General features: G+C 69.8%; 19 protein-coding genes. 10 read left to right on the top strand and 9 right to left on the bottom strand.

Annotation, left to right across the window (positions count from 1 at the left end; all coding sequences use genetic code 11):
- Positions 1-86 precede the first annotated feature (86 nt).
- Both GA0070608_RS17090 and GA0070608_RS17095 read left to right on the top strand, forming a co-directional pair.
- Positions 87-1,586: a hypothetical protein gene (locus GA0070608_RS17090; protein WP_091629192.1), complete on the top strand. Its 1,500-nt coding sequence runs from the start codon at positions 87-89 to the stop codon at positions 1,584-1,586.
- On the top strand, positions 1,579-2,277 hold the full coding sequence (locus GA0070608_RS17095) for an NUDIX hydrolase (RefSeq protein WP_218107518.1): 699 nt from the start codon (positions 1,579-1,581) through the stop codon (positions 2,275-2,277). The genes GA0070608_RS17090 and GA0070608_RS17095 overlap by 8 nt, the downstream gene beginning before the upstream one ends.
- 12 nt (positions 2,278-2,289) lie before the next feature.
- Here the strand turns inward: GA0070608_RS17095 and GA0070608_RS17100 are convergent, their stop codons facing one another.
- Genes GA0070608_RS17100 through GA0070608_RS17110 form a run of 3 tightly spaced genes read right to left on the bottom strand, consistent with a single transcriptional unit; the run spans position 2,290 to position 5,520 of the window.
- Positions 2,290-3,432 carry a site-2 protease family protein gene (locus tag GA0070608_RS17100; protein WP_091629196.1) on the bottom strand — a complete coding sequence of 381 codons (1,143 nt, stop codon included), beginning with the start codon at positions 3,430-3,432 and terminating at the stop codon, positions 2,290-2,292.
- A gap of 43 nt (positions 3,433-3,475) precedes the next feature.
- On the bottom strand, positions 3,476-4,756 hold the full coding sequence (locus GA0070608_RS17105) for a 7-cyano-7-deazaguanine synthase (RefSeq protein ID WP_091629198.1): 1,281 nt from the start codon (positions 4,754-4,756) through the stop codon (positions 3,476-3,478).
- Positions 4,753-5,520, bottom strand: coding sequence for a hypothetical protein (locus tag GA0070608_RS17110; protein WP_091629201.1), 768 nt, complete (start codon positions 5,518-5,520; stop codon positions 4,753-4,755). Before GA0070608_RS17110 ends, GA0070608_RS17105 begins: the two co-directional genes overlap by 4 nt.
- A 278-nt stretch (positions 5,521-5,798) precedes the next feature.
- Here GA0070608_RS17110 and GA0070608_RS17115 point away from each other — a divergent pair, with 278 nt between their 5' ends.
- Positions 5,799-6,437 carry an N-acetylmuramoyl-L-alanine amidase family protein gene (locus GA0070608_RS17115; RefSeq protein ID WP_281186084.1) on the top strand — a complete coding sequence of 213 codons (639 nt, stop codon included), beginning with the start codon at positions 5,799-5,801 and terminating at the stop codon, positions 6,435-6,437.
- 499 nt (positions 6,438-6,936) lie between these two features.
- Positions 6,937-8,673: a hypothetical protein gene (locus tag GA0070608_RS17120; RefSeq protein ID WP_141719482.1), complete on the top strand. Its 1,737-nt coding sequence runs from the start codon at positions 6,937-6,939 to the stop codon at positions 8,671-8,673.
- Positions 8,674-8,793: 120 nt separating this feature from the next.
- Here GA0070608_RS17120 and GA0070608_RS17125 read toward each other — a convergent pair whose 3' ends face one another.
- From GA0070608_RS17125 to GA0070608_RS17135, 3 genes are all read right to left on the bottom strand, one after another.
- Complete coding sequence (locus GA0070608_RS17125; RefSeq protein WP_245715814.1) at positions 8,794-9,375, bottom strand: G5 domain-containing protein; 582 nt, start codon at positions 9,373-9,375, stop codon at positions 8,794-8,796.
- Between the two features lie 588 nt (positions 9,376-9,963).
- Complete coding sequence (locus GA0070608_RS17130; RefSeq protein ID WP_091629206.1) at positions 9,964-10,164, bottom strand: DUF397 domain-containing protein; 201 nt, start codon at positions 10,162-10,164, stop codon at positions 9,964-9,966.
- Positions 10,157-11,035: a helix-turn-helix domain-containing protein gene (locus GA0070608_RS17135; RefSeq protein WP_176733975.1), complete on the bottom strand. Its 879-nt coding sequence runs from the start codon at positions 11,033-11,035 to the stop codon at positions 10,157-10,159. Before GA0070608_RS17135 ends, GA0070608_RS17130 begins: the two co-directional genes overlap by 8 nt.
- Before the next feature lie 366 nt (positions 11,036-11,401).
- Between GA0070608_RS17135 and GA0070608_RS17140 the strand changes: the two genes are divergently transcribed.
- From GA0070608_RS17140 to GA0070608_RS17165, 6 genes are all read left to right on the top strand, one after another.
- Positions 11,402-11,716, top strand: a complete 315-nt coding sequence (locus tag GA0070608_RS17140) for a DivIVA domain-containing protein (protein WP_091629211.1) — start codon at positions 11,402-11,404, stop codon at positions 11,714-11,716.
- On the top strand, positions 11,713-11,967 hold the full coding sequence (locus tag GA0070608_RS17145) for a hypothetical protein (RefSeq protein ID WP_091629213.1): 255 nt from the start codon (positions 11,713-11,715) through the stop codon (positions 11,965-11,967). Before GA0070608_RS17140 ends, GA0070608_RS17145 begins: the two co-directional genes overlap by 4 nt.
- Before the next feature lie 74 nt (positions 11,968-12,041).
- Positions 12,042-12,323, top strand: coding sequence for a hypothetical protein (locus tag GA0070608_RS17150; protein WP_141719483.1), 282 nt, complete (start codon positions 12,042-12,044; stop codon positions 12,321-12,323).
- Complete coding sequence (locus GA0070608_RS17155) at positions 12,320-12,730, top strand: PIN domain-containing protein (protein WP_091629218.1); 411 nt, start codon at positions 12,320-12,322, stop codon at positions 12,728-12,730. The genes GA0070608_RS17150 and GA0070608_RS17155 overlap by 4 nt, the downstream gene beginning before the upstream one ends.
- A gap of 96 nt (positions 12,731-12,826) precedes the next feature.
- On the top strand, positions 12,827-14,941 hold the full coding sequence (locus GA0070608_RS17160) for a prolyl oligopeptidase family serine peptidase (RefSeq protein ID WP_245715815.1): 2,115 nt from the start codon (positions 12,827-12,829) through the stop codon (positions 14,939-14,941).
- 93 nt (positions 14,942-15,034) lie between these two features.
- The gene (locus GA0070608_RS17165) at positions 15,035-16,174 is read left to right on the top strand and encodes a DUF3103 family protein (protein ID WP_091629220.1); all 1,140 of its coding nucleotides are present in this window, start codon (positions 15,035-15,037) and stop codon (positions 16,172-16,174) included.
- A 61-nt stretch (positions 16,175-16,235) separates the two neighbouring features.
- Here the strand turns inward: GA0070608_RS17165 and GA0070608_RS17170 are convergent, their stop codons facing one another.
- From GA0070608_RS17170 to serS, 3 genes are all read right to left on the bottom strand, one after another.
- Positions 16,236-17,144 (bottom strand): L,D-transpeptidase, encoded by a 909-nt coding sequence (locus tag GA0070608_RS17170; protein WP_245715816.1) that lies wholly within the window; start codon positions 17,142-17,144, stop codon positions 16,236-16,238.
- 87 nt (positions 17,145-17,231) lie between these two features.
- Positions 17,232-18,680 (bottom strand): alpha-amylase, encoded by a 1,449-nt coding sequence (locus GA0070608_RS17175; protein ID WP_091629226.1) that lies wholly within the window; start codon positions 18,678-18,680, stop codon positions 17,232-17,234.
- 530 nt (positions 18,681-19,210) lie between these two features.
- Positions 19,211-20,494: a serine--tRNA ligase gene (gene serS, locus GA0070608_RS17180; RefSeq protein WP_091629229.1), complete on the bottom strand. Its 1,284-nt coding sequence runs from the start codon at positions 20,492-20,494 to the stop codon at positions 19,211-19,213.
- Between the last annotated feature and the right edge of the window lie 124 nt (positions 20,495-20,618).

Genomic DNA, 20,618 nt, shown 5'->3' on the forward strand with positions numbered 1-20,618 from the left:
GTCCGCCTCGACGCCTCCGACGGCTTTCCGACAACCGGGTTTCGTGATTGCCTCGGACGGCCCTTTTCCGTCCACTGAGGAGAGACATGTCCCCGGATCTGGCCGGCGTCGGCGACCGGTTGACACCGATCGACAACCGTGACCTCGCTCCCATCACCGTCGTCGCCCAGTGCCTGGACAACCAGTGGGTGACCCAGGATCTGCTCGAACGGATGCTGAGCCGGAGGCAGTCGTACCGGGACGTCGAGCGGGTGCGCCGGCACGACGCGCGCGCCGAGTACCTGCGCTCGGTCCTCAACGCCGAGCAGGTGGTGGTGAACCGGGCGTACTTCTTCAACAACCCGGTGGTCCACCAGGACTTCACCACCGAGGGGCCGCACCGGGACGCCTTCCGCGCGCTGCTCGACGAGAGCGTCCTCGTGCCGTTCCTGCTGTTCGAGCGCACCCCGGTGGCGGAACCGCGGTTCGGCGTCGACTCGGCGGGCTGGTCGGCGTGGGTGCGCGTGCTCGACGAGGTCGACACCGTCCGGTGCCTGCGGCTGTCCTGGGACGACGCGCAGAACCAACTGCTCACCGAGCGGTGCATCATCGCCGAGTTCCGCCGCTTTCTGCTCCAGCTGCCGGCGTTCAACCTGGCCGAGCTCCAGCGCGACCTCCGGCTCGACGACGACAGCCTGCCGCTGCTCAAGCGCCGGTTGCGGGAGGTCGGCATGTGGGCGCTGAGCGTGGAACAGGCCGATCGGGATGGCTTCTACCGGGAGTTCCTGGTGGAACCCGACACCAACCCGGCCGACGGGAGGTTCCGTGCCGAGCCCCTGGTCGCCGAGCTCAAGCAGCTCGTCGACCTGCGCTACAACACGGCCCTACCGGACGCCGTCGACGGGTTCGCGCTCATCCCGGCGGACTCGCTGCGCCGGACGGCTATGCAGGAGTACCGGCGGGAGCGACCCCCCGAGCGCGACATGGACGACCTGCTCGGCCTGCTGCGGACGCTGCGGCCGTACGCCTTCGACCTGGTTCAGCTCCCGCTGCGGATCGACCTGACTGGCATCGGCCTGCACCACGTGCGCCAGGCCCGGCGGACCGACGAGTGGCGGGGGTACGTGGACAGCCTCCGGGCCCTGCTGGACGAGCCGCTCGACTTCGTCACCCGCTCGCAGCAGGTGTACGACCGGTACGTCGCCCTGGCCCGGCGGCTGACGGACATCGTGGGCGAGCGGCGGCTGGACCAGGTCAACGGCTGGGAGCCGGTGATCCGGGTGACCGTCGAGGTGATGGGGAGCACCGTCTCGATCGTGTTCGACGGTGACCCGCGGGTCGAGCTGGTCGGGGAGGTGGCCACCGAGATCGCCGCGCGTGGGGCGACGGCCGTCGTCCGGTTCGCCGTGGTGGGGCGGGACCAGCGGCGGGCGGGACGCGAACTGGGCACCGGCATCGATGTCATGCGGGTGGGTCTCCAGCGGGCGGGGGAGGATTGGCGGGAACTCGTGCGCCGGCTGCGGGAGATGGGTTTCCCGGTGTTCGACGGCGCCGAGGAGAGCAACGAGGCGAACATCGACCGGCCGGAGGGTGATGACGGTGAGTGACGAGCGGGGCGAGTACGCCGAGCTGCGCAGGCGGCGGCCCGACTACTTCACCAATCCACCCGACGCGGCGGTCGAGATCCTCGACGGGACGGAACAGGTGGCGGCGGAGCGCGCCAAGGCAGCGGCGTTGCGGGCCCGTGGCCTGCCCGTCGAGTGGAGCCGGACGGGGGTGGTCTACCGGGACGAGTACGTGACGCTGGTACGCGACCCGGTCCGCTTCCCGGGCGGTGCCGTCGGGACGTACGTCCGGAAGCTGCCCAGCGGCGGCGCCGACGGGGTCGTGCTGCTGCCGGTGCTCGACGGCGCCGTCGTGCTGGTCGAGCACTTTCGGCACGCCACGAGGCGCTGGCACCTGGAGGCGCCCCGGGGGTTCGGCGAGGCCGGGGTGGCCGCCGACGAGCAGGCCGTCCGTGAGTTGCGCGAGGAGCTCGGCGTGGCGCCGACCCGCCTGGTCGACCTCGGTGAGCTGCACCCCGACACCGGCATCGCGACCGACGCGGTGCACCTCTATCTCGCCGAGATCACCGAGTTGGGGCCGGTCGGCGCGGCGGAGGGCATCCGGGCCCCCCGGACCTACCTGCCGGAGCAGGTCGGTGAGCTGATCCGCGACGGGGCGATCACCGACTCGTTCACCATCGCCGTCTGGACCCGCGCGTGGCTGCGCGGGTTGCTGAGGGGCCGGCCGCGTTGAGCCTGCGGTCCGTCAGTGCCGGCCGCCGGCCATCTGCTCCCGGAGGCTGCCGCGCTGCACCGCCCGGCTGATGTCGCTCGGCGAGACGATTCCGACCAGTCGGCCGTCGGCCATCACCAGCGCACGCCCGTCGGCGCACTGGCTGAGCCGGGGGAGCAGGTCGGTCAGCGACTCGTCCGGCCGGGCGAGCACCAGCTCGTCGGCCCGGCAGGCCACCTCGGCCAGCGTGGTGGAGGCCCGGCGCTCCGGCGGGATGCCGCGTACCCGGTCGAGGGTGACCAGGCCGACGGGCCGGTCGTCCTCGGTCAGCGGCAGTGCCGTGTGCCGGTACGCGAAGAGGTAGTGGTCCACGAAGTCGCCCACCGTCATCTGCCCCGACGCGGTCTGCGGTTGTGGCGTCATCACGTCGGCCACCCGTACGCCCTGGAGCGCGCTGCCCATCCGGGCCTGCCGTTCCTCCATGCCGGCGGCGCCGATCAGGAACCAGCCGATCAGGGCGAGCCACAGCCCGCCGAAGCCGACGCCGGCCAGGAACTGCCACAGCCCCAGGCCGATCAGCACCACGCCGAGGATCCGGCCGGCCCGGGCTGCGACGACCGACGCCTTCGTCCGGTCGCCGGTCGCCTTCCAGACCACCGCCCGCAGCAGCCGCCCGCCGTCCAGCGGGGCGGCCGGCAGCGCGTTGAAGACCGCCAGCAGCACGTTGATGCCGGCCAGCCAGGCCAGCGAGCCGAGCAGCAGTCCCCGTACGCCGGCCAGGGTGAGCACCACCGCGATGCCGCCGAAGAAGAGCCCGATCAGCAGACTCACCAGCGGGCCGATGCCGGCGATGCGCAGCTCCGCGCCCGGGTCGCGCGCCTCGCCGCGCAGCTCGGCCACCCCGCCGAAGAGCCAGAGGGTGATCCCGCCGACCTCCAGCCCGTTGCGCTTGGCGACGATCGCGTGCGAGATCTCGTGGGCGAGCAGGCCGAGGAAGAAGACCACCGCCGCGGCGAGCCCCGCCAGGACGTATGCGGCGACGGGCTGGCCCGGGTAGGCCCGGGGGAGCTGGTAGGCCGACAGCGCCCAGGTGATCAGGGCGAAGATGACCAGGACACTCCAGTTGACGCCGACCGGTACGCCCGCAATCCGGCCGAGCCGGAAACTCGCCCTCATGTTCGGGTACTACCCGCGATGGTCGCGCCCATGCCAGGACGGGTCATGGGTTGAGCTGTCCGGCTGATCGGGCGTGGCGAACGAACATGTCCGTCAGCTCCACCCGCCCCCGCTGGACCACGTCGAGGAGCGGGGCCAGATCGAGACCGTCGGGCAGCGGCATGTCGGTGACGAGGTCCCGGAGCGTGAACTCGCGGTTCAACCACCTGTGCAGCGCCCGCCGATCCGTCGCAGCCTTCTGGTGGTCCGGAAGGGCCCAGACATCCTTGGCGTACGGAGTGCTGTCAACGCCGGATGCGGCGAGCAGACCGGACCGGCGTATCAGGCAGGGGTAGCAGCACCCGCAGTGCAACTCGGGTCGGTTCCTCGGTGGCCGACCGCAACTGAGGGTGGTGCTGCTCAGCGTCGCGGGTGCCAGTCCCGCCCTCAGCGCCCGTTCGCAGACCTCGCCCTTGGTGAGGTGCAGGTACGGGTTGACCACCGTCATTGATCCGCCCAGCGTGTGGATCAACTCGTTGAGGAGGCTGAGGGTGTAGGGGTGCACGGATCGGGTCGAGCAGGCAGCAACCCGGGCGGGCGTCAGGGCGGGGTTCAGTGCCAGTTGACCGTTTTCGGGCACAGCGACGTGTGACACGTCGTGGGCGGCGGCGAGGTAGACGGCGGTGGCTGCGTAGAGCAGCCCTCGGGTTCGCGCGGACGGTTCGAGCTTTCGCCGCCCGGCGAAGACCTGCTGCGAGGCCCGCACGGGCATGGCGTTGCTGCCCGCCGCATCGCGGATCATGGCGATGGCGCGGTCCTGCTGCGCCTTCCACTGCGGCTCGTAGTAGGAGACGAACAAGATGTTGCCGTCCGACGCGCGGGAGCGCTCGGCCGCGTACGCGAAGGAGTCCAAGCCTCCGGAGAAGAGCGCCACCTCTTCCACCGGGGGACCCGGATGGGTGCGTTGCTGATGTGGCCAGGCGGCAGCTCCGGGGCGCGCGCTGATCATCCAGCGATCCGCCGTCAGCGCCTCGGCGAGGCGGGACAGCAGCTCAAGGGGCCTGCCCGCCCAGCGGTCGACGGCCCGCACCTGCACGGAAAGGTCGATCTGCCGACTCCAGCGGTCGTCGGCGGCGGCTCGCAGCGAAAGTTTGTCGGCGAGGTGGACGGCCCGTGCCATGTGCAGCAGATCCTGCGCCCAGACCGGTCGATCCCCGGTCACTTCGGCCTGCCCTTGCAACGCCTCGTCGGCCCGCGCCAGTAGTGTCCGGTCGATCAGTTCTCGACCGTGTTCCACGACAGGCCGACCGCTGGTCATGTACTGGTAGGCGAAGTTCGAGGTCATGCGACCAGTTCCACGCCGGTGTCGCTGACGCCGAGAGCTTCGGTGACGGTTTCCACGAGCAGGTCCCGGGCCACATCAGCAAGGCTCGTTCGTGAGGTTTGTCGTTCGGTCGCCGCTGCACACGGGTCGGGGAGCACCTTGACGACCTGGTCGGCGACGAAGCCGGCTACGGCGTCGGTGGGGTCGAGCAGCACCAGCGGCGGAACGGCAAGCTTGACGTTTTCCGCGATCAGGATGTGCACGAATTCGCCGACCAACTCCCCGAAGAACAGCCGATACAAGGCGCAGAACAGCTCGCCGGTGACACGTCCCGAGGTGTTGGCGAGTGGGTCGCCGGGAACGATGAGGCGTTCCGCCACGCGGCGTGCGGCTCGACGGGTGGCAGCATCCACGATGAGCCGGCCGTCGCCGCCCACCTCGTCGACGAATCGACGGACGAATTCGTCTTGCGGGCTGATCGAGGCCGTGGCGTCGAGGTGCCGGAGCATCGGAGGGTCGGGTCGGCGCAGGTCGTCGAGGACGGTGATCAGCCGCGCTCCACCCTCCTGCGCCGCGTCGCGGAGGCCGAACCGTCGCGGATCGTCCAGCAGCGCGTCACGCAGTGCCCGCCGGAACCGCGTCGCCACGTCTTCTGCGGTGCGCCGGTCGTTCTCCGTCAACGAATCCGGTCGGCTGCCGGCGTCCGGCTTCCACCGGCTCAGGCTTCCTTTCGCGGCGGTCCAGCCGCCCTTCGTCGGGCCGAGCAAACGGGTCGACGTGCCCAAGGCGACCTCCCGGAGGGGGCGGAAAGCGCGTGGACGAGAGTCTATTGATACGCAGAGTTTCCAGGCAAGCGCACTGTGTGTCGTCCCTGAGGCTGGTGGCGTTCCGCGTGTGGCTGGCAAACGAGTGGATCGAGGCTGCGTCGGAGAGGGTCGGCGCGTAGGTTCGCCGTTCTTCTTTCATTTAAAGATTTACATGTATTACAGTGGCGCCGTGCCAGCCCGTACGGGTTTGGGCGGCCCCAAGGCGGCCTCCCGGCACCCTTACTTTCCGTGGAGAGGTGCTCGTGATCAGTAACTCCTCAGCGCGCCGCCGCACCCTGCTGGCCGCCGCCGCTGGTCTCGTCGTGGCCCCCTGGGCGGCGGCCGGAACCGCGCACGCGGCGGCCCCGAAGGTCTACCTCGACCCCGGGCATGGCGGCACCGACCCCGGCGCCGTCGCAAACGGCCTGACCGAGAAGGCCCTGACCCTCAGCATCGCGCTTCAGACCCGCGACATCCTGAAGGCCAGTTACAGCGTCGACGTACGGATGTCCCGCACCTCCGACATCACCCGCAGTCTCGCGTATCGTACGAGCGACGCCAACGCGTGGGGCGCCAGGATCTTCGTCAGCATCCACATCAACTCCGGCGGCGGTACGGGTTTCGAGAGCTACCGATACCCGGGCACCGGTAGCACCCTGCACAGTGCGGTGCACTCCCGGGTCCTGTCGAACATGCGCACCGTCGGCTCGGTCACCGACCGCGGCCTGAAGACCGCCAACTTCCATGTGCTGCGCGAGACCGCCATGCCCGCCGTCCTGACCGAGAACCTGTTCATCGACACCGTGGCCGACGCGAACCTGCTCAAGCGCGCCGCCTTCATCACCGCCACCGCCCGCGGGCACGCCAACGGCATCGCCGCCTACCTCGGCCTCTAGGGTGCTGAGTCTCTGACTCGCATTCAATCTGCGGCGGGCCCGGCGAGGATTCCCGTCCGCGGTCTTGGCCATGGGTCCGGGGGTGGCTGCTCGTTCAGGTCGACAGCCACCCCATGGCCAGCGACTGCGTCATCCTGCGAGCCTGGCAGCGGCGCGGCGAAACCGGCCCCGACGACGACTCGGAGTAGTGGCGGCATTGTCCGATCCATGACGCCCGAGCTTTCGATCGGCCATCCATCGCTATTCTTGCCCCGCGCCCTCGGGCCTACCGATGTCGGCCGCACCAGTTCTGACAACACTGCCAGAGGATCATCCACTTCGCTTCGGCCATGAGAGGGTGACCGTGAGAGCACGCCGCACTGTCGCTGCGACTGTGGTCGCCTGGGTAGTTGTCGCACTCGGAGCAGCCTGCACCTCGGGCGGAGACTTCTCCGAATCAAACGCCAGGACGGGCGTTGTCGTCGAGGGCCCCAACCGGGCTCTCGACGGTGAGCTGAAGGTGGAGGAGGCGGCTGGCCCGCCTGAGATGCCGCCAGGGTTCACGCAGGTTGGTGCCGTCACCAAGGTCACCGGAAAGCTCAAGGACCACGTGACGATCACCCTGCCGATTCCGGCAGGGGTGGACGACCAGCAGGTGCCGAACCTGCGCGTCATGCGGCACGACGGCACGTCGTGGGGCGCGATGCCCCCGCAGCATGTCGACCTCAAGCAGCGGTTGGTCAAGGTCACCACCAGCGAGTTCTCGCTCTGGGGCCTGAGCAGGTGGGACGTCGAACAGGCGGTGGCCGACTTCCTGGCCGGCGCACGCAACACGCTGAGCAGTGGCGGCTGGTGGATCCTCGGCTCGGTGGGCAAGTTCGCGGTCAATCCGCCGATCACGGAGTGCCGCTACCCGGCTCTGACGCTCCAGCTCGACACGTCCCAGTTCGTCGACGAGGCGTTCCTGTGTCCCAAGTTCGTCATGGAGGACAAGGAGCGGCACACCTACCGCCTGCATGTCAGCAACCTGCGCGGATTTCCGGTGATGCTGCGGCTCCCCACGGGCGTGAAGCCGCACAGCGTCACGCCGCAGGCGGCCAATCCTGTCACGCAGCTCATGGTGCAGGTGGGTCAGGAGCGCGGCTTGGCGGTGTTGCCGGGCGGCGGCGAACTGGTGCTCGATGTGAATGCGCTCGACCTTCCCAAGGGCGCTCGGATCGCTGGGGCGCTCGATCTGACCGGCGTCATCATGGACACCGGCGTGGCCATCTTCCGAGTGGTCACGGGGTATGAATGGAACGACAGGGTCATCGAGGCCATCGGCAAGACGCAGGAGTTCGCGGATGCCGTGGCCTGCGTCATGGACCAGAGCGAGCGCATCGCCAAGCAGTTCCACAGCATCGGCGCCGCGAAGCTGGCCTGGGAGTTCACCTACGCCGCCTCGGGCTGCATGTCGACCAAGTTGATCGTGGCAGCCGCCTCGGTCTACGCCAAGTTCAACTACGAGGCGTACAACTACGACGAGGTACTGCAAAAGGCTCTGCGGGCAACCGTCGCACGCGTGGTGACGCTGATCGAGAACGCCCCGGCGGTCACCCAGATCGCGGCGACGATGCTCGCGGCGCGCAGCGGCAAGACGACCTTCGGGCTCGGCATCGAGCTGGAGGACCCCGCCGTCAGCAACCTGTACAAGGCGCTGCCCACCCCCGGCGACGGCGGCTTCCGGCGTACCCAGGGCGCATCGGTCGGCCCGGCCAACGGCGGGCAGCTCACGCTCGTCGGTACGCCCTGCATGGTCGAGGGCCAGCCGCAGCCCTGGGCGGCCTGGACGCAGGGAGCCGCCTACGCGCGGTACGACCGCGGAGCCATCGGCACGTCCGTGCAGGTGGCGTATGTCCGGGCCGAGCACAAGAAGACCGTGCAGGCGCTGTTCACCAACCTCGCCGGCAACACGGCCAAGTGCGACCAGCGAAAAGACGGCAACATCATCGTCCTGGAGAACCACGACGGTAGGCAGTTCGGCGGTCTCACTGACTACCGGGTCGGCCAGGCCGGCTGGGAGAACAGCGAGTACATGCCCTACGGGGTGGTGGCCGCGTACGACCCGACGAAGGGCGTCGTGGTGCACATCAGCATGAGCGCCGATCCATATTCGGGCGTCGATCTCGATGACATCAAGAAAGGGCTGGAGGCGGCCCTCGACTACGCCGCCAACAAGCTGGACGTCTCCCTCGGGACGACCTACACGCTCAGGTAGCGTCCAGCAGCCGGTGCGGCCGGCAGCGGTGGGCTCGAAGCACAGAGCGAGCCGAGGCGCGGGCAGCCTTCAAGACCGCCCGCGCTGGCTCCCGACGCCTCACCGCACGACGTCGTTCCGTCAGTCGTCGCAGCCGATGCCGTCGCCGTCACGGTCGAGGTCGTAGATGTCACTGCCGATCACGCGCACCGGACCCTGGACGTAGGCGGGTCCGTTGCCGCTGCCGCCAGCGCAGTCGACGTCACTGGCAATGGGTACGCATCCGCTGTAGTTGGGGTCGCACTGGCGCTCCTGCTTCGTGCCGACTCTGACGACCTGGGTGATGGGTGCCTTGGTGATCTGCGACCCGATGAGCTTCTTGGCTGTCTGTACGCCGTCGGTCAGGGTGATCTCGTAGGTGACGGTGCGCACCCCGGGTACGCCGCGAGTCGTCACCTTCCTGGTGCCCTTACGCAGCGACGAGTCCTTGACCGTCCTGGTCTGGTAGTTGATCTTCTGTTTTTCCTTGACGGTGCGGGTGTCGACTACAGGGGCGGAGACCGCACCGGGCGTCACAGCGGCACTGGGTGTCGGCGTCGTGCTGCGGGGTGGGTCGCTGGCCGGTGCCGTCGTCGGCTCGTCGGCGGCGCTGATGGTCGGAGCCGCCTTGGCTGCCTTGTTCTCGGTCTCGGTAGCTGGCGGCGGGGAGACGATCGCGGTCACGATCGTTCCTCCGCAGCAGAGGAGCGTCAGCACGGCGGCACTGACAAGGGCGATCTTCACCTTGCTGGGCCGAGAACGCGGATGGATCGGTAGGCCGGAGACAGGCCCGGCAGCCGGGAACTGGGCGGTCGGGTAAGGAGAGGCAGGCCCGGTGGCGCCGGGCTGCGGGTTGTATGGCGGCGGGGGCGGCGTCTGGTGCTGCCACGGGTCCTGCGAATGCGGAGATGTCACCCGCCAAAGTGTCCTGAGCGGCAGAGATCGGCATCAGTGGCCGGCCGGTTACGATCCGCATCGTTTGACTGAGACGCGGCAACCGACGGGAGGTCGCGGGGCAACCCGTCGGCGGGCAATTGCGCTGCTTTGTTGATCCCGTGTCCGACTTTTTGGCTGACAGGAACCCGAGCGTGGGACTGGGCCAGGCTGGTCGGTGAGCGTGGGACCGGACCTGTCGTACGTCGATCGGTGCAGGAAGAACGAGGGGGGCGTCACCAGGGCAGGGTGACAGTGCTGGGGGTGCTGACGGCGGGATCTACTGATTGCCGGACGGGGTGCCTTCGGGTGACTCTGAGGCGCCCCATCCAGCGCCTGTCAGTGGATAAGGCCGTCGTTCTTCACGGCGCTGACGAAGGTCGCCCAGTCGATCGGTTCGAAGGCCAGCGTCGGGCCGTTCGGGTCCTTGCTGTCCCGGAGCCCGACGACGCCGGAAAGGTTGTCGGCGACCTCGACGCACTCACCGCCCGCGTTGCTGCGGCTCGACTTGCGCCAGACGGCGCCGGTCAGGTCAGACACGGGAATACTCCTCTGCGACTTGCTGAATCAGGCTCTTCGAACGGGACTCGTCGAGTGCGCGGCCCGTCATGTCGGCCCAGATGGCATCATAGACGGCTGTCTCGTGCGGCTTGTCGAGGTAGATCGCCCCGGTGGCGGCCTCAAGGTAGGCCACTGGCGGTTCCACCTCGTTGCCCTTGCTGTCACGCGGGAACTCCAGGATCGAGAACGCTCCGGCCGTCATCCCGGCGTGTAGCCCGGCAGAAAAAGCCAGCACCTGGACGGTTACGTTCGGTAGCTCGGCAGCCTTCAAGATCTGATGAAGTTGTTCGGCCATGATCGTGGCGCTGCCGATCGGACGACGCAACACAGCCTCGTTGATTATCACGCTGAGTTGCGGAGCGGAGAAGCGGGTAAGGAGCGCCTGCCGCTCGACCCGAAGCTGGATGGCGCGCTGCTGCTCGTCGTCGTTCTTGGCGTCGATCGCGCCGTTGGGCAGCTTGAGTAGCTGCTCGGAGTAGGTGCGAGTCTGGAACAGCCCGGGGACCAGTTCGGCTTGGTACTGCCGGATGCTGGACGCCGCATCTTCGAGTCCGATGTAGAGCTGGAACCAGCGTGGCAGGCCCGAGCCGATGTAGTCGTGCCACCAGTTCTTGTTCTCGCGGGTCGCTGCCGTCATCGCCAGGAGCAGCTCGCTGTCCTCGTCGGACGCGCCGTAGAGATCGAGCATCTGCTGCACGTCGGCCTGCCGGAAGCGGACGTGCTCCGCGCCGTTCTCGATCCGGTGCAGCGTCGCGCGTGCCCGGTCCAGGCGCTCTGCGGCCTGTTCCATCGTCAGCCCGGCCGCTTTGCGCAGCGACTCGAACTTACGCCCGATCTGCCGCCGCAGCATCGTCGATCCCGTCACTGCCTGTGACACCCTGTGCCTCCGCCTGTTGGTAACCGTCGACAGTCGTCCGTCCAATTGAACCGCAGCCATGTCTCATGGGCAATGGACACGTCACAGCAAGTATTTACCTATCGCGAAGACGCGATCCAAACGATGCTGTTGCGATGTTGCAATTGAGTTTGGCCGGTGCTTGACTGCGTCTGCGGCCACTGTGGAGTTCGTACTGCTCAGGGGCTATGTCGGGCCTCGCTGTCGTACTGCCGATGAGGGCTGCGGTGGCGGGTGCCGGGGTGGGTCCGCCGGTGCGCGGCGGGCCGGTGGGCCCGCCCCTTCCAGCTCGATCTCGACGGTGAGAGGCAGGTTTCTGTCATGCGCGTCTTCCTCCGGCGTGTCCGGCGTCGCCAGCGGTCGGTCAACGGGCCGACCCGCTACCGCTCGGCGGCCTACCATCCGCTGCGGCCGTGGCAGGTGCGGGAGCGGCGGTTCCGGCCGACGTCGCTCGGCCGGCGTGGGCTCGACCCGGGGGAGGTGCGGGAGTTCCTCGACCAGGTCGCCGGTGACCTGGCCACCGTCTACGACGCGCTGGCGCAGAGCCGCCGCGAGACCGAGCGGATCAAGGATGCGCTGCGCCGCTGGCAGTCGGAGCAGGCCCGCGCCCGCGACGAGCGGCGGGATGACCGGTGAGTGAGCGTTGGGTCATCCACCTGCCCGTGGTGGCCGGTGACCTGGTCGCCGCCCAGCGGCTCGCCCGGGTGGTGGCGCACTGGACGCACGTCCTGCCACAGACTGACCCGGCGGGCACCACCGTGTCGGCCGAGGACGACCAGAACGTACGCCACTGGGCCTTCTGTGACCGGCGCATGCCCGACGGCCGGCGGTGCCTGCTCTGGCCCGACCACGACAGCGAGTGCTCGCGACGGCCGAGATGGCGGTGACCGGGGCGCGGAGGTTCTCCGGCCAGCCACCAGCCGCATGCCGATCGTGAGTATGCGGCAGGTATGCTCAGAGTATGACTCGCCGCATCACGATAAGCCTGCCCGATGACGTGGCCGCGTACGTCGAGCGTACCCAGGGCAACACGTCCGGTTTCATCGCCGGCATCCTGCGTCGGAAGATGCGCGCCGACAGCCTTCGTGCGAAGTGGGCGCAGCTCAACTACGTGGTCACCGACGCCGACGTCGAGAAGACCCGGGCTCGCCTGGCGGCCCTCGTGCCCGTCAGTGACGAGCAGCACGCCCGCAACCTCGAATGGATCAGCCAGTTCGACAACGACGGGACCGCCGCGGCGTGAACGGCCTCGTCCTCGACACCTCCGCTCTGCTGGCGTACGCATCGGGCGCCAGCGTCGAGCCCGGCGCCATTCTGACCCTGGCCGAGGAGGATCCCGACCAGCAGGTGTGGATCCCGGCGCTCTGTCTCGGGCAGGCTCAACTCGAACTGGCCGGCACACCCGCCGCCGGCATGCTCGATCTGCTGTTCACGGAGGACCGCGACATCCAGGTGGCGGTCTACGACGCCTCCACGAGCCGCAGGGTGGCCCGACTTGCCGCCACTTTCAGCGTGTCCCTGGATGTCGCGCACGCGATCGCCACCGCGATCCTCTACCGCTGCTACCTGGTCACCCGCGACCCGAAGGTCATCGCGTCGGCGGCGCCGCCCGGCCTGGATGTCCTCGACATCGGCGAGACCTGGGACTGACACGCGGGGACGTCGATCGGCACGCCCAGGGTGTTCGTCGCCATGCCGACAGTTGACGGGACAACGAGTGGGTCTCACGTCGGGGATAGTGGCGGGGTGGCGAGGTTGACCGTGGAGAGCGACGACGCGTACCTCTGGCTGGAAGATCTTGATGATGCGGACGCCGCCCGGTGGGTGCGGGACCGCAATGCGGAGACCGAGGCCGCCCTGACCGGAGGCGACGCGTTCGCCGCCCTGCGGAGCGAGATCCGGCGGGTGCTCGACGCGCAGGACCGCATTCCCTACCCCGGATGGCGCGGGGACCACCTCTACTACAACTTCTGGACCGACGCGGCGCATCCGCGCGGGGTCTGGCGGCGGACGACCCTCGACCAGTACCGCCGGCCCGAGCCGGAGTGGGACGTGCTGCTCGACCTGGACGCGCTGGCCGCCGAGGAGGGCGAGAACTGGGTCTGGAGCGGGGTGACGGTGCTGCGGCCCGGTCACGGGCGCTGCCTGGTCAGCCTGTCCCGGGGCGGTGGCGACGCGGTCGTGGTGCGGGAGTTCGACCTGGGCCGCCGCGTCTTCGTCGAGGACGGGTTCACCCTGGCCGAGGCGAAGAGTGACGTCGGCTGGATCGACGTCGACCACGTCTACGTCGCCACCGACTTCGGGCCCGGATCGCTGACCTCCTCCGGTTATCCACGGACGGTCAGGCGGTGGCGGCGGGGCACGCCGCTGGCGTCGGCCGACATCGTCCACGAGGGGCACGCCGACGATGTCGCCGTGTGGGCCGCGCACGACCCGACGCCCGGCTTCGAACGCGACTTCGTGGGCCGCGGCCTGGACTTCTTCCGCAGGGAGAGCTACCTGCTGACCGAGGCGGGCGAACGGATCCGGATCGCCGTGCCGGAGGACGCCAAGTGGGACGTACGCCGGGAGTGGCTGCTGGTCCGGCTGCGGTCGCCGTGGTCGGTGGCCGGGGTGACCCATCCGGCGGGTGCCCTGCTGGTTACCCGGTTCGACGCCTTCCTCGCCGGTGACCGGGAGATGACGGTGCTCTTCCGGCCCGACGGCCGCACGGCGTTGAGCGGCCACGTCTGGACCCGCCACCATCTGATCCTGGCCACCCTCGTCGACGTGAAGAGCCGGCTGGAGGTGCTGACGCCCGACGGGGCGGGCTGGCGGCGGGAGCCCCTGCCCGGAGTGCCGGAGTTCGACCACAGCCGCGTCGTGGACACCGACCCGGACAACGACGACGCGTACCTGCTCGCCTCGGAGGGGTTCCTCCAGCCGGCGACGCTGCGGCTCGGGCAGGTCGGCGGTGCCGTCGAGACGCTCAAGCGGGCGCCGGCCTCCTTCGACGCGGACGGTCTGGCGGTACGCCAGTTCTTCGCCACCTCGGCCGACGGCACGAGGGTGCCGTACTTCGTGGTGGGGGACCCGCACGCGCCCGGCGGGCCGACGCTGCTCACCGGCTACGGCGGCTACGAGATCTCCCTGACCCCGCAGTACAGCGGGGTCATCGGCCGGGGCTGGCTGGCCCGGGGCGGCACCTACGTGGTGGCGAACATCCGGGGCGGCGGGGAGTACGGCCCCGGTTGGCACCGGGCCGCAGTGCGGGAGAACCGACCCCGGGCGTACGAGGACTTCGCGGCGGTGGCTGCCGACCTGGTGACGCGTGGGATCACCACGCCGGAGCGGCTCGGCACCGAGGGCGGCAGCAACGGCGGGCTGCTGATGGGCGTGATGCTGACCCGCTACCCGTCGCTCTTCGGGGCGGTCGTCGCGCACGTGCCGCTGCTGGACATGCGGCGCTACCACCGGCTGCTGGCCGGCGCCTCGTGGATGGCCGAACACGGCGACCCGGACGTGGCAGCCGACTGGGCCTTCCTGCGCCGGTACTCGCCGTACCACAACGTCCGTGGTGGTCAGGCGTACCCGCCGGTCCTGCTCGTCACCTCGACCCGCGACGACCGGGTGCATCCCGGGCACGCCCGCAAGATGGCGGCCCGGCTGCGCGAGCACGGCCACGAGGTCTCCTACTACGAGAACGTCGAGGGCGGGCACGGCGCGGCGGCGAACAACGAGCAGCGCGCCTTCGTATGGGCGCTGACGCTGGAGTTCCTGTGGCGCAAGCTGGCCGGGCCGGCCCACGCCCTACCGCGTCAGGTCTCCCCGGTCGGTGCGAACCGGTCGGGTCGCTCGCCGGGTTCCTCGCGGTCACATTGACGATTGGCTGACGGACATATATCTATGGGTTCATCGTCGTCAATTTCTCGGTAGCTGCCACGAGCGGTGGCCGGGAGACGCAGAGGAGTCCACGTGAACCCACGCCCGTTCCGCCGCACCGCCGTGTCGCTGGGCATCGCGGTCGCCACCCTGACCGCGGCGGTCGCCACCCCGGCGTACGCCCGGCCCGACCACGTCGTACCGGCACCGGCTGCCGTCGCCGCCAGCCCGGTGTTCGCCATCGTCGACGGCGTCGCCCGCCAGGTGGCGGTCGCCGACCGGTCCGAGTTGGGCCGCTTGGGCGTCTCCGCCGCCAACGGCCCGGTCGACCTGCTCGCCACCAGCGTCAACGGCCGGCTGGCCGGCGACCTTCGCGCCGCCAACCAGCGGCTGCTGATCGCCAAGGGCCTGCCGGGCGGCACCGGCTCGCTGTTGCGGTTGCGGCTGGCCCATCCGGACATGCGTGCGGCACTGGCCCGTGGTGAGTCACCGTTGGTGGCCGCCGCACCGACCGACGACTCGGCGACGAGCGTGAACGCGTACGACCGCTTCGGCCGCACGGTGGTGCTGGACGCCGCGCGGGTGCCGCAGCGGCCGGTGCTGGTGGTGGACGTGGACACCGAGCGGGCGCTTTCCGCGGGCCTGACGCTCATGCGGGAGGAGTTGGGCGCGCGGGGCTTCGACCGGGCGGCTTCGGCGCGGCCCGCGTCCCGTGCCTCCGCCGCCGGGGTGACCGCCTCGGCCGGTTACTGGGCCACCAAGGTCGATGCCGTCCGGCTCGCCGACGACAAGGAGCCCTGGATCAAGGGTGCCGCCGAGATCTACAACCTCGTGGCCGGGTTCGGGCTGGACGGCAAGGTCAAGGTCGACCTGGTGCAGATGCCGTACCTGGACCACGACGGCACCACCTATTACCCGAACCAGCTTCTGGTGCACTTCTCGTCGTACAAGTACAACCTGGCCGACGTGGTCATGATGGAGGACGACGGTGACACCAACTACTCGGCGCTGGTCAAGGCGATTGCCGGCGCCCTGCTGGTGATCGTGGACGGTGGCGCGTACACCCCCCTGGTCAACGCGATCCTGGACGCCCTCCCCGCCTCCTGGTACACCGATGACCCGGACTTCGTGGACGCCTGGTACACGCTGAGCACCGCCAGCAGCGGCCGGAAGTACGGTGCGGGTGCCAACGGCTGGATGGACGTCAGCCGGTACTGGGTCGAGCAGCTCTGACCTGCTGCGGTGGCACCTCGGCGGGCGACCCGGCTTCCCCGGGTGGCCCGCCGGTTCGCGGTCAGGCCGTCGGGGGCGGGGCGGGCAGCTCGTCCACCACGACCACCTCGGTGCCGGGGCGGACCTCGGCCAGCAGTTGCCGCTGCCCGCTCTTCGTGAGCCGGATGCAGCCGTTGGTGGTCTTCTTGCCCAGCTCGCCGTCGTGGTACCAGCTGTGGATGCCGATGTGTGCGCCGCGCAGGCTCGCCGGCACCGCGTCCGGGTCGTCGGGCACCGAGCCGAGGGCGAAGATGTCGACGCCCCCGTACACGCTCTGCGGTGGCGGGGTGCGGCCGAGGACGAACGTCCGGCCCAGCGGGGTCTCCTGGCCGCGCTGGCCGAGGCTGACCTCCCAGCTGTCGACGGCCCGCCCGGCGCGGTACCAGGTGAGCCGGTGCGGTTTGCGCTCCACCACGATCTGGTCGGGCAGCGCCACGGTGGTGTGACCGCCGGACGGCAGCCAGGCGAGCGTGCGGTTGGCCGACGGGAGCAGCACCGCCGTCCAGCCGGACCGCCGCTGGGCGATCGGCATGGTGAGTTCCACGCCGTTGATGGTGGGGTCGAGGAAGGCCAGCGGCCGGCCGCCGGGGGCGGTGTAGGCGGCGATCCGGCGGGTCGGGTGCAGGCCCTCGGTCAGCGGCGTGGTGTCCATGGTGTCCGGGTCGGCCGGGAAGCCGGTGGGCGCCGGGCCGTAGTCGACCACCGGCAGGTCGTCCGGCGCGGGCGCGGCGACGGGCACCCGCTCCGGCGTCGGGGCCGCGCTGGTCGGGGCCGCGCGGGTCGGCGCGGGTGGCCCGGAGACCGGCGGCGCGGTGGGCGCGGCCCCGGGGGTCAGCGCCCAGCCGGTCGCCCCCGCGGCCAGCAGAAGCAGCGGTACGCCGACGGCGGCCAGCACGCGGACGGGTCGACGATTCATTCGGTCAAAACGCACGAAACCAACTGTAACTGCTGGAGAACGGCGAGAACCCCGCCCCGGCCGGAATGTCGGTCGGAGCGGGGTTCTCGATGGTACGGAGCGTCAGCTCAGCCGGGCACCCACGTGGATGGCGATCGCGTCGTGGGCCGGCACGTTCGCGGCGAACCAGCCGTTGCCGTCCACGGTGATCACCGGCCCGCTGCACGTACCCGCGCTGAACGTGCCGTGGATGACGTCGCAGTAGCGGCCGGCCGGCAGCCCGGTCTGGTACGACCGGCCGGTGACCGCGGAGTCCTCGTCGTTGATCGTGACGTAGCCCTTGCCGGCCCGGCCGAAGGCGATGTGGTTGTTGCCGTTGTCGTACCAGTTGACGACGCCCGCGCCCTCGGTGGCGTTGCGGAAACCGACCATGTTGGCGATCACCGGCCAGCGGTGCTCGCACTCCCAGCCGGAGTAACAGGCGGCGTTGAGGGTCCTGCCGGAGCTGTCCGAGGGTGGGCCCTGGTCGCGCTGGCTGTACGTGTAACTCGACATGACCGTGGGGGAGCCGTACGGCCAGGCGAGCATGAACGCGTTGGCCAGCGCGTAGATGCCCCGGTCGCGGTAGGTCAGCACCCCGCCGACGTCGCGCTGGGTGTCGTGGTTGTCCACGAACACGGCCGCCGAGCCGCTGGGCAGGTGCCCCCAGCCCTCGCCGAAGTTGCGCAGGTAGGAGAGCTTCTCGGAGCGGAAGACCCGGGCCAGGTCCTTGCCGTAGCGGAACTCGTGCACATCGCCGTTGCCGGTGTACTCGCCCGGCTGGATCGGCTCCCCGGCGCCGTGGATCACCTCCTGCACGACGTACGCCGAGCGGGACAGCTTCGCCCTGATGGCGGCGATGTCGGCAGCCGGCATGTGCTTGCTGGCGTCCATCCGGAAGCCGTCGACGCCCAGCGAGAGCAGATCGTTGAGGTAGCCGGCGATCTTCGTGCGGACATAGTCCGACTCGGTCTTCAGGTCGGAGAGGTTGACCAGCTCGCAGTTCTGCACCTCCCACCGGTCGTTGTAGTTGACGATGTCGTCGCCGCCGTTGCGACCGCAGTGGTGGAAGTCCTGCGTCTGGTAGATCCCCGGGTAGTCGTAGTGCCCGTACGACGAGCCGGCCCAGCCGGTGCCGCCGTTGTCCTGCCCGGACATGTGGTTGATCACCGCATCGACGACCACCTTCACCCCGGCGGCGTGGCAGGTGTCGACCATGGACTTGAACTGGGCGCGAGTGCCCTTACGGGACTCGATCCGGTAGCTGACCGGCTGGTACGCCAGCCACCACTGCGAGCCCCGGACGTGCTCCTGGGGCGGCGAGACCTGCACCCACCCGTAGCCCTTGGGGCCGAGGGTGGTGCGGCACTCGGTGGCCACCGAGGCCCAGTTCCACTCGAAGAGGTTGGCGATGACCCTCTTGCCGCCCGTCGGGGCTGCTGCGGCCGGGGGTGCCGTCGCTGCGGTGGGGACGATCAGGCCCGCGATCACGCCGAGGGCGACGATCGCCGACAGACGTCGACGTCTCTGCATCGGAGGACTCCTGACGGGTGTGGGGGCGGGGTGTGGGGGGGCGGGGTGGTGGCGAGGGCGGCCCCGGTGGCGAGGGCGGCCCCGGTGGTGCCCGGATCTTGCAATTCAGCTTGAAAATTTCCGAAAGGTTACAAGCGCATTGCAAGAGATGTCAATACATGGGCATATCTGAATATCATTGCCGCCAAGGATGCCCCTGACCAGGGCGTCGCCCTCACCGGAACGAAGTGCCCGCCCGCCACGTACGCCACCTGCGTCCACGACCACGGCCCGCCCCGCACGCCGACCCGTCGGCTGCGTCCAGGCGCGGACTCAACAGCAAGGGCGCGCGCCCCCTCCGCCCCTGCCCCCGCCCTCGTCGCCCCCACCTCTCGCCGATCTTGCACTTGTTGCCCCGACGAAAGCCGCATCCCGCCCGTATCAAGGGCCAAAACTGCAAGATCGACGGCGAGGGCAAGATCGACGGCGAGGGCAGGGCGGGGTGCGGGTGGGGCGGGGGTGGGGCGAGGGCGGGGTGGGGTGGGGTGGGGTTAGCGGGGGGTTAGGCGGTTGGTGCCGAGGCGGGGCTGGAGGACCTCGGGGATCAGCACCGAGCCGTCGGGCTGCTGGAACTGCTCCAGGATGGCCGGGAAGAGCCGGCTGGTGGCCAGGGCCGACCCGTTGAGGGTGTGTACGAAGCGGGTCTGCTTGCCGCCCGGCTCGCGGTAGCGGATGGCCGCCCGGCGGGCCTGGTAGTCGCCGGCCCAGGAGACCGACGACACCTCCTTGTACTTGCCGGTGCTCGGCATCCACACCTCGATGTCGAGGGTCTTCTTCATCGACGCGCTGGCGTCGCCGGCCGAGAGCAGGCTGCGCTGGTAGTGCAGGCCCAGCTTCTCGACCAGGCTCTCCGCGTGCAGGAGCATCTCCTCCAGCGCGGCGTCGGCCTGATCCGGCAGGCAGAACTGGAAGATCTCCACCTTGTTGAACTGGTGACCCCGGACGGTGCCCCGCTCGTCCGAGTGCGACCCGGCCGCCTCGCGCCGGTAACACGGCGTGTAGGCGAACGCCTTCAGCGGCAGCTTCGCCGTCTCCAGGATCTCGTCCTGGTACGCCCCGAGGATCGCCGTCTCCGAGGTGGGCAGCAGGAACTGGCCGCGCGGGGCGGACTCCCGGTCCAGGTGGTAGACGTCGTCGTAGAACTTCGGGAACTGCCCGGCGGCGAACCCGGCGGTGTCCAGCAGCAGGTGCGGCGGGAGCAGGAACTCGTAGCCGGCCTTGACGTGCTCGTCGATGAAGAAATTGAGCAGCGCCCACTCCAGCCGGGCACCCATGCCGGTGTACATCCAGAAGCCGGAACCGCCGAGCTTGACCCCGCGCTCGTGGTCGACCAGGCCCAGCATCCGGCTCAGCTCGACGTGGTCGCGAACCTTCTCGATGGCCGGCGGCTCGCCGAAGGTGTGGACGACCCGGTTGGCCTCCTTGCCGCCCGGCACGACGTCGTCGGCGGGGAGGTTGGGCAGCTCGCTCATCGCGCCGCGCAGCCGGGACTGCACCTCGTCCAGCTCAGACTCCAGCTGGGCGAGCTGCTTACGGCCCGCCTCCGGCGCGGAGACCTCCGGCTCGGTTCCGGCGCGCTTCGCCGCCGCGTACGCACGCGCCTCGGCCTTGCGGCGCTGCCGGTCGCCGTCGATCTCACTGATCAGGGCGCGGCGTTCCTGGTCGAGCCGCTGGATCTCGTCCAGGGCCCGGGTGACCTCGGCGGGATCCAGTCGCTTCGCCAGCGCGGTCGCCACCGCCTCGCGATCCTTCCGGATCAACTCCATGTCGAGCATGCTGCTCCGTACGCTCCGTCCGGACGTCGGGTGGACCAACCGATGCTACCGTCGCGCCCCGGTCGCGCCCCGGCCCGGTCCACCCACCGCCCCGCCGGGAAGATGTAGGGAGGGGCCTTCCTGA

The organism is Micromonospora peucetia (assembly GCF_900091625.1).
Classification (GTDB): Bacteria; Actinomycetota; Actinomycetes; order Mycobacteriales; family Micromonosporaceae; genus Micromonospora; species Micromonospora peucetia.

Coding starts and splice junctions, on each gene's coding strand:
- GA0070608_RS17090 (WP_091629192.1), top strand. CDS start 87: ATGTCCCCGGATCTGGCCGGCGTCGGCGACCGGTTGACACCGATCGAC.
- GA0070608_RS17100 (WP_091629196.1), bottom strand. CDS start 3,432: ATGAGGGCGAGTTTCCGGCTCGGCCGGATTGCGGGCGTACCGGTCGGC.
- GA0070608_RS17135 (WP_176733975.1), bottom strand. CDS start 11,035: ATGCTGCGGCGGCAGATCGGGCGTAAGTTCGAGTCGCTGCGCAAAGCG.
- GA0070608_RS17150 (WP_141719483.1), top strand. CDS start 12,042: ATGACTCGCCGCATCACGATAAGCCTGCCCGATGACGTGGCCGCGTAC.
- GA0070608_RS17105 (WP_091629198.1), bottom strand. CDS start 4,756: ATGACCTCGAACTTCGCCTACCAGTACATGACCAGCGGTCGGCCTGTC.
- GA0070608_RS17140 (WP_091629211.1), top strand. CDS start 11,402: ATGCGCGTCTTCCTCCGGCGTGTCCGGCGTCGCCAGCGGTCGGTCAAC.
- serS (WP_091629229.1), bottom strand. CDS start 20,494: ATGCTCGACATGGAGTTGATCCGGAAGGATCGCGAGGCGGTGGCGACC.
- GA0070608_RS17175 (WP_091629226.1), bottom strand. CDS start 18,680: ATGCAGAGACGTCGACGTCTGTCGGCGATCGTCGCCCTCGGCGTGATC.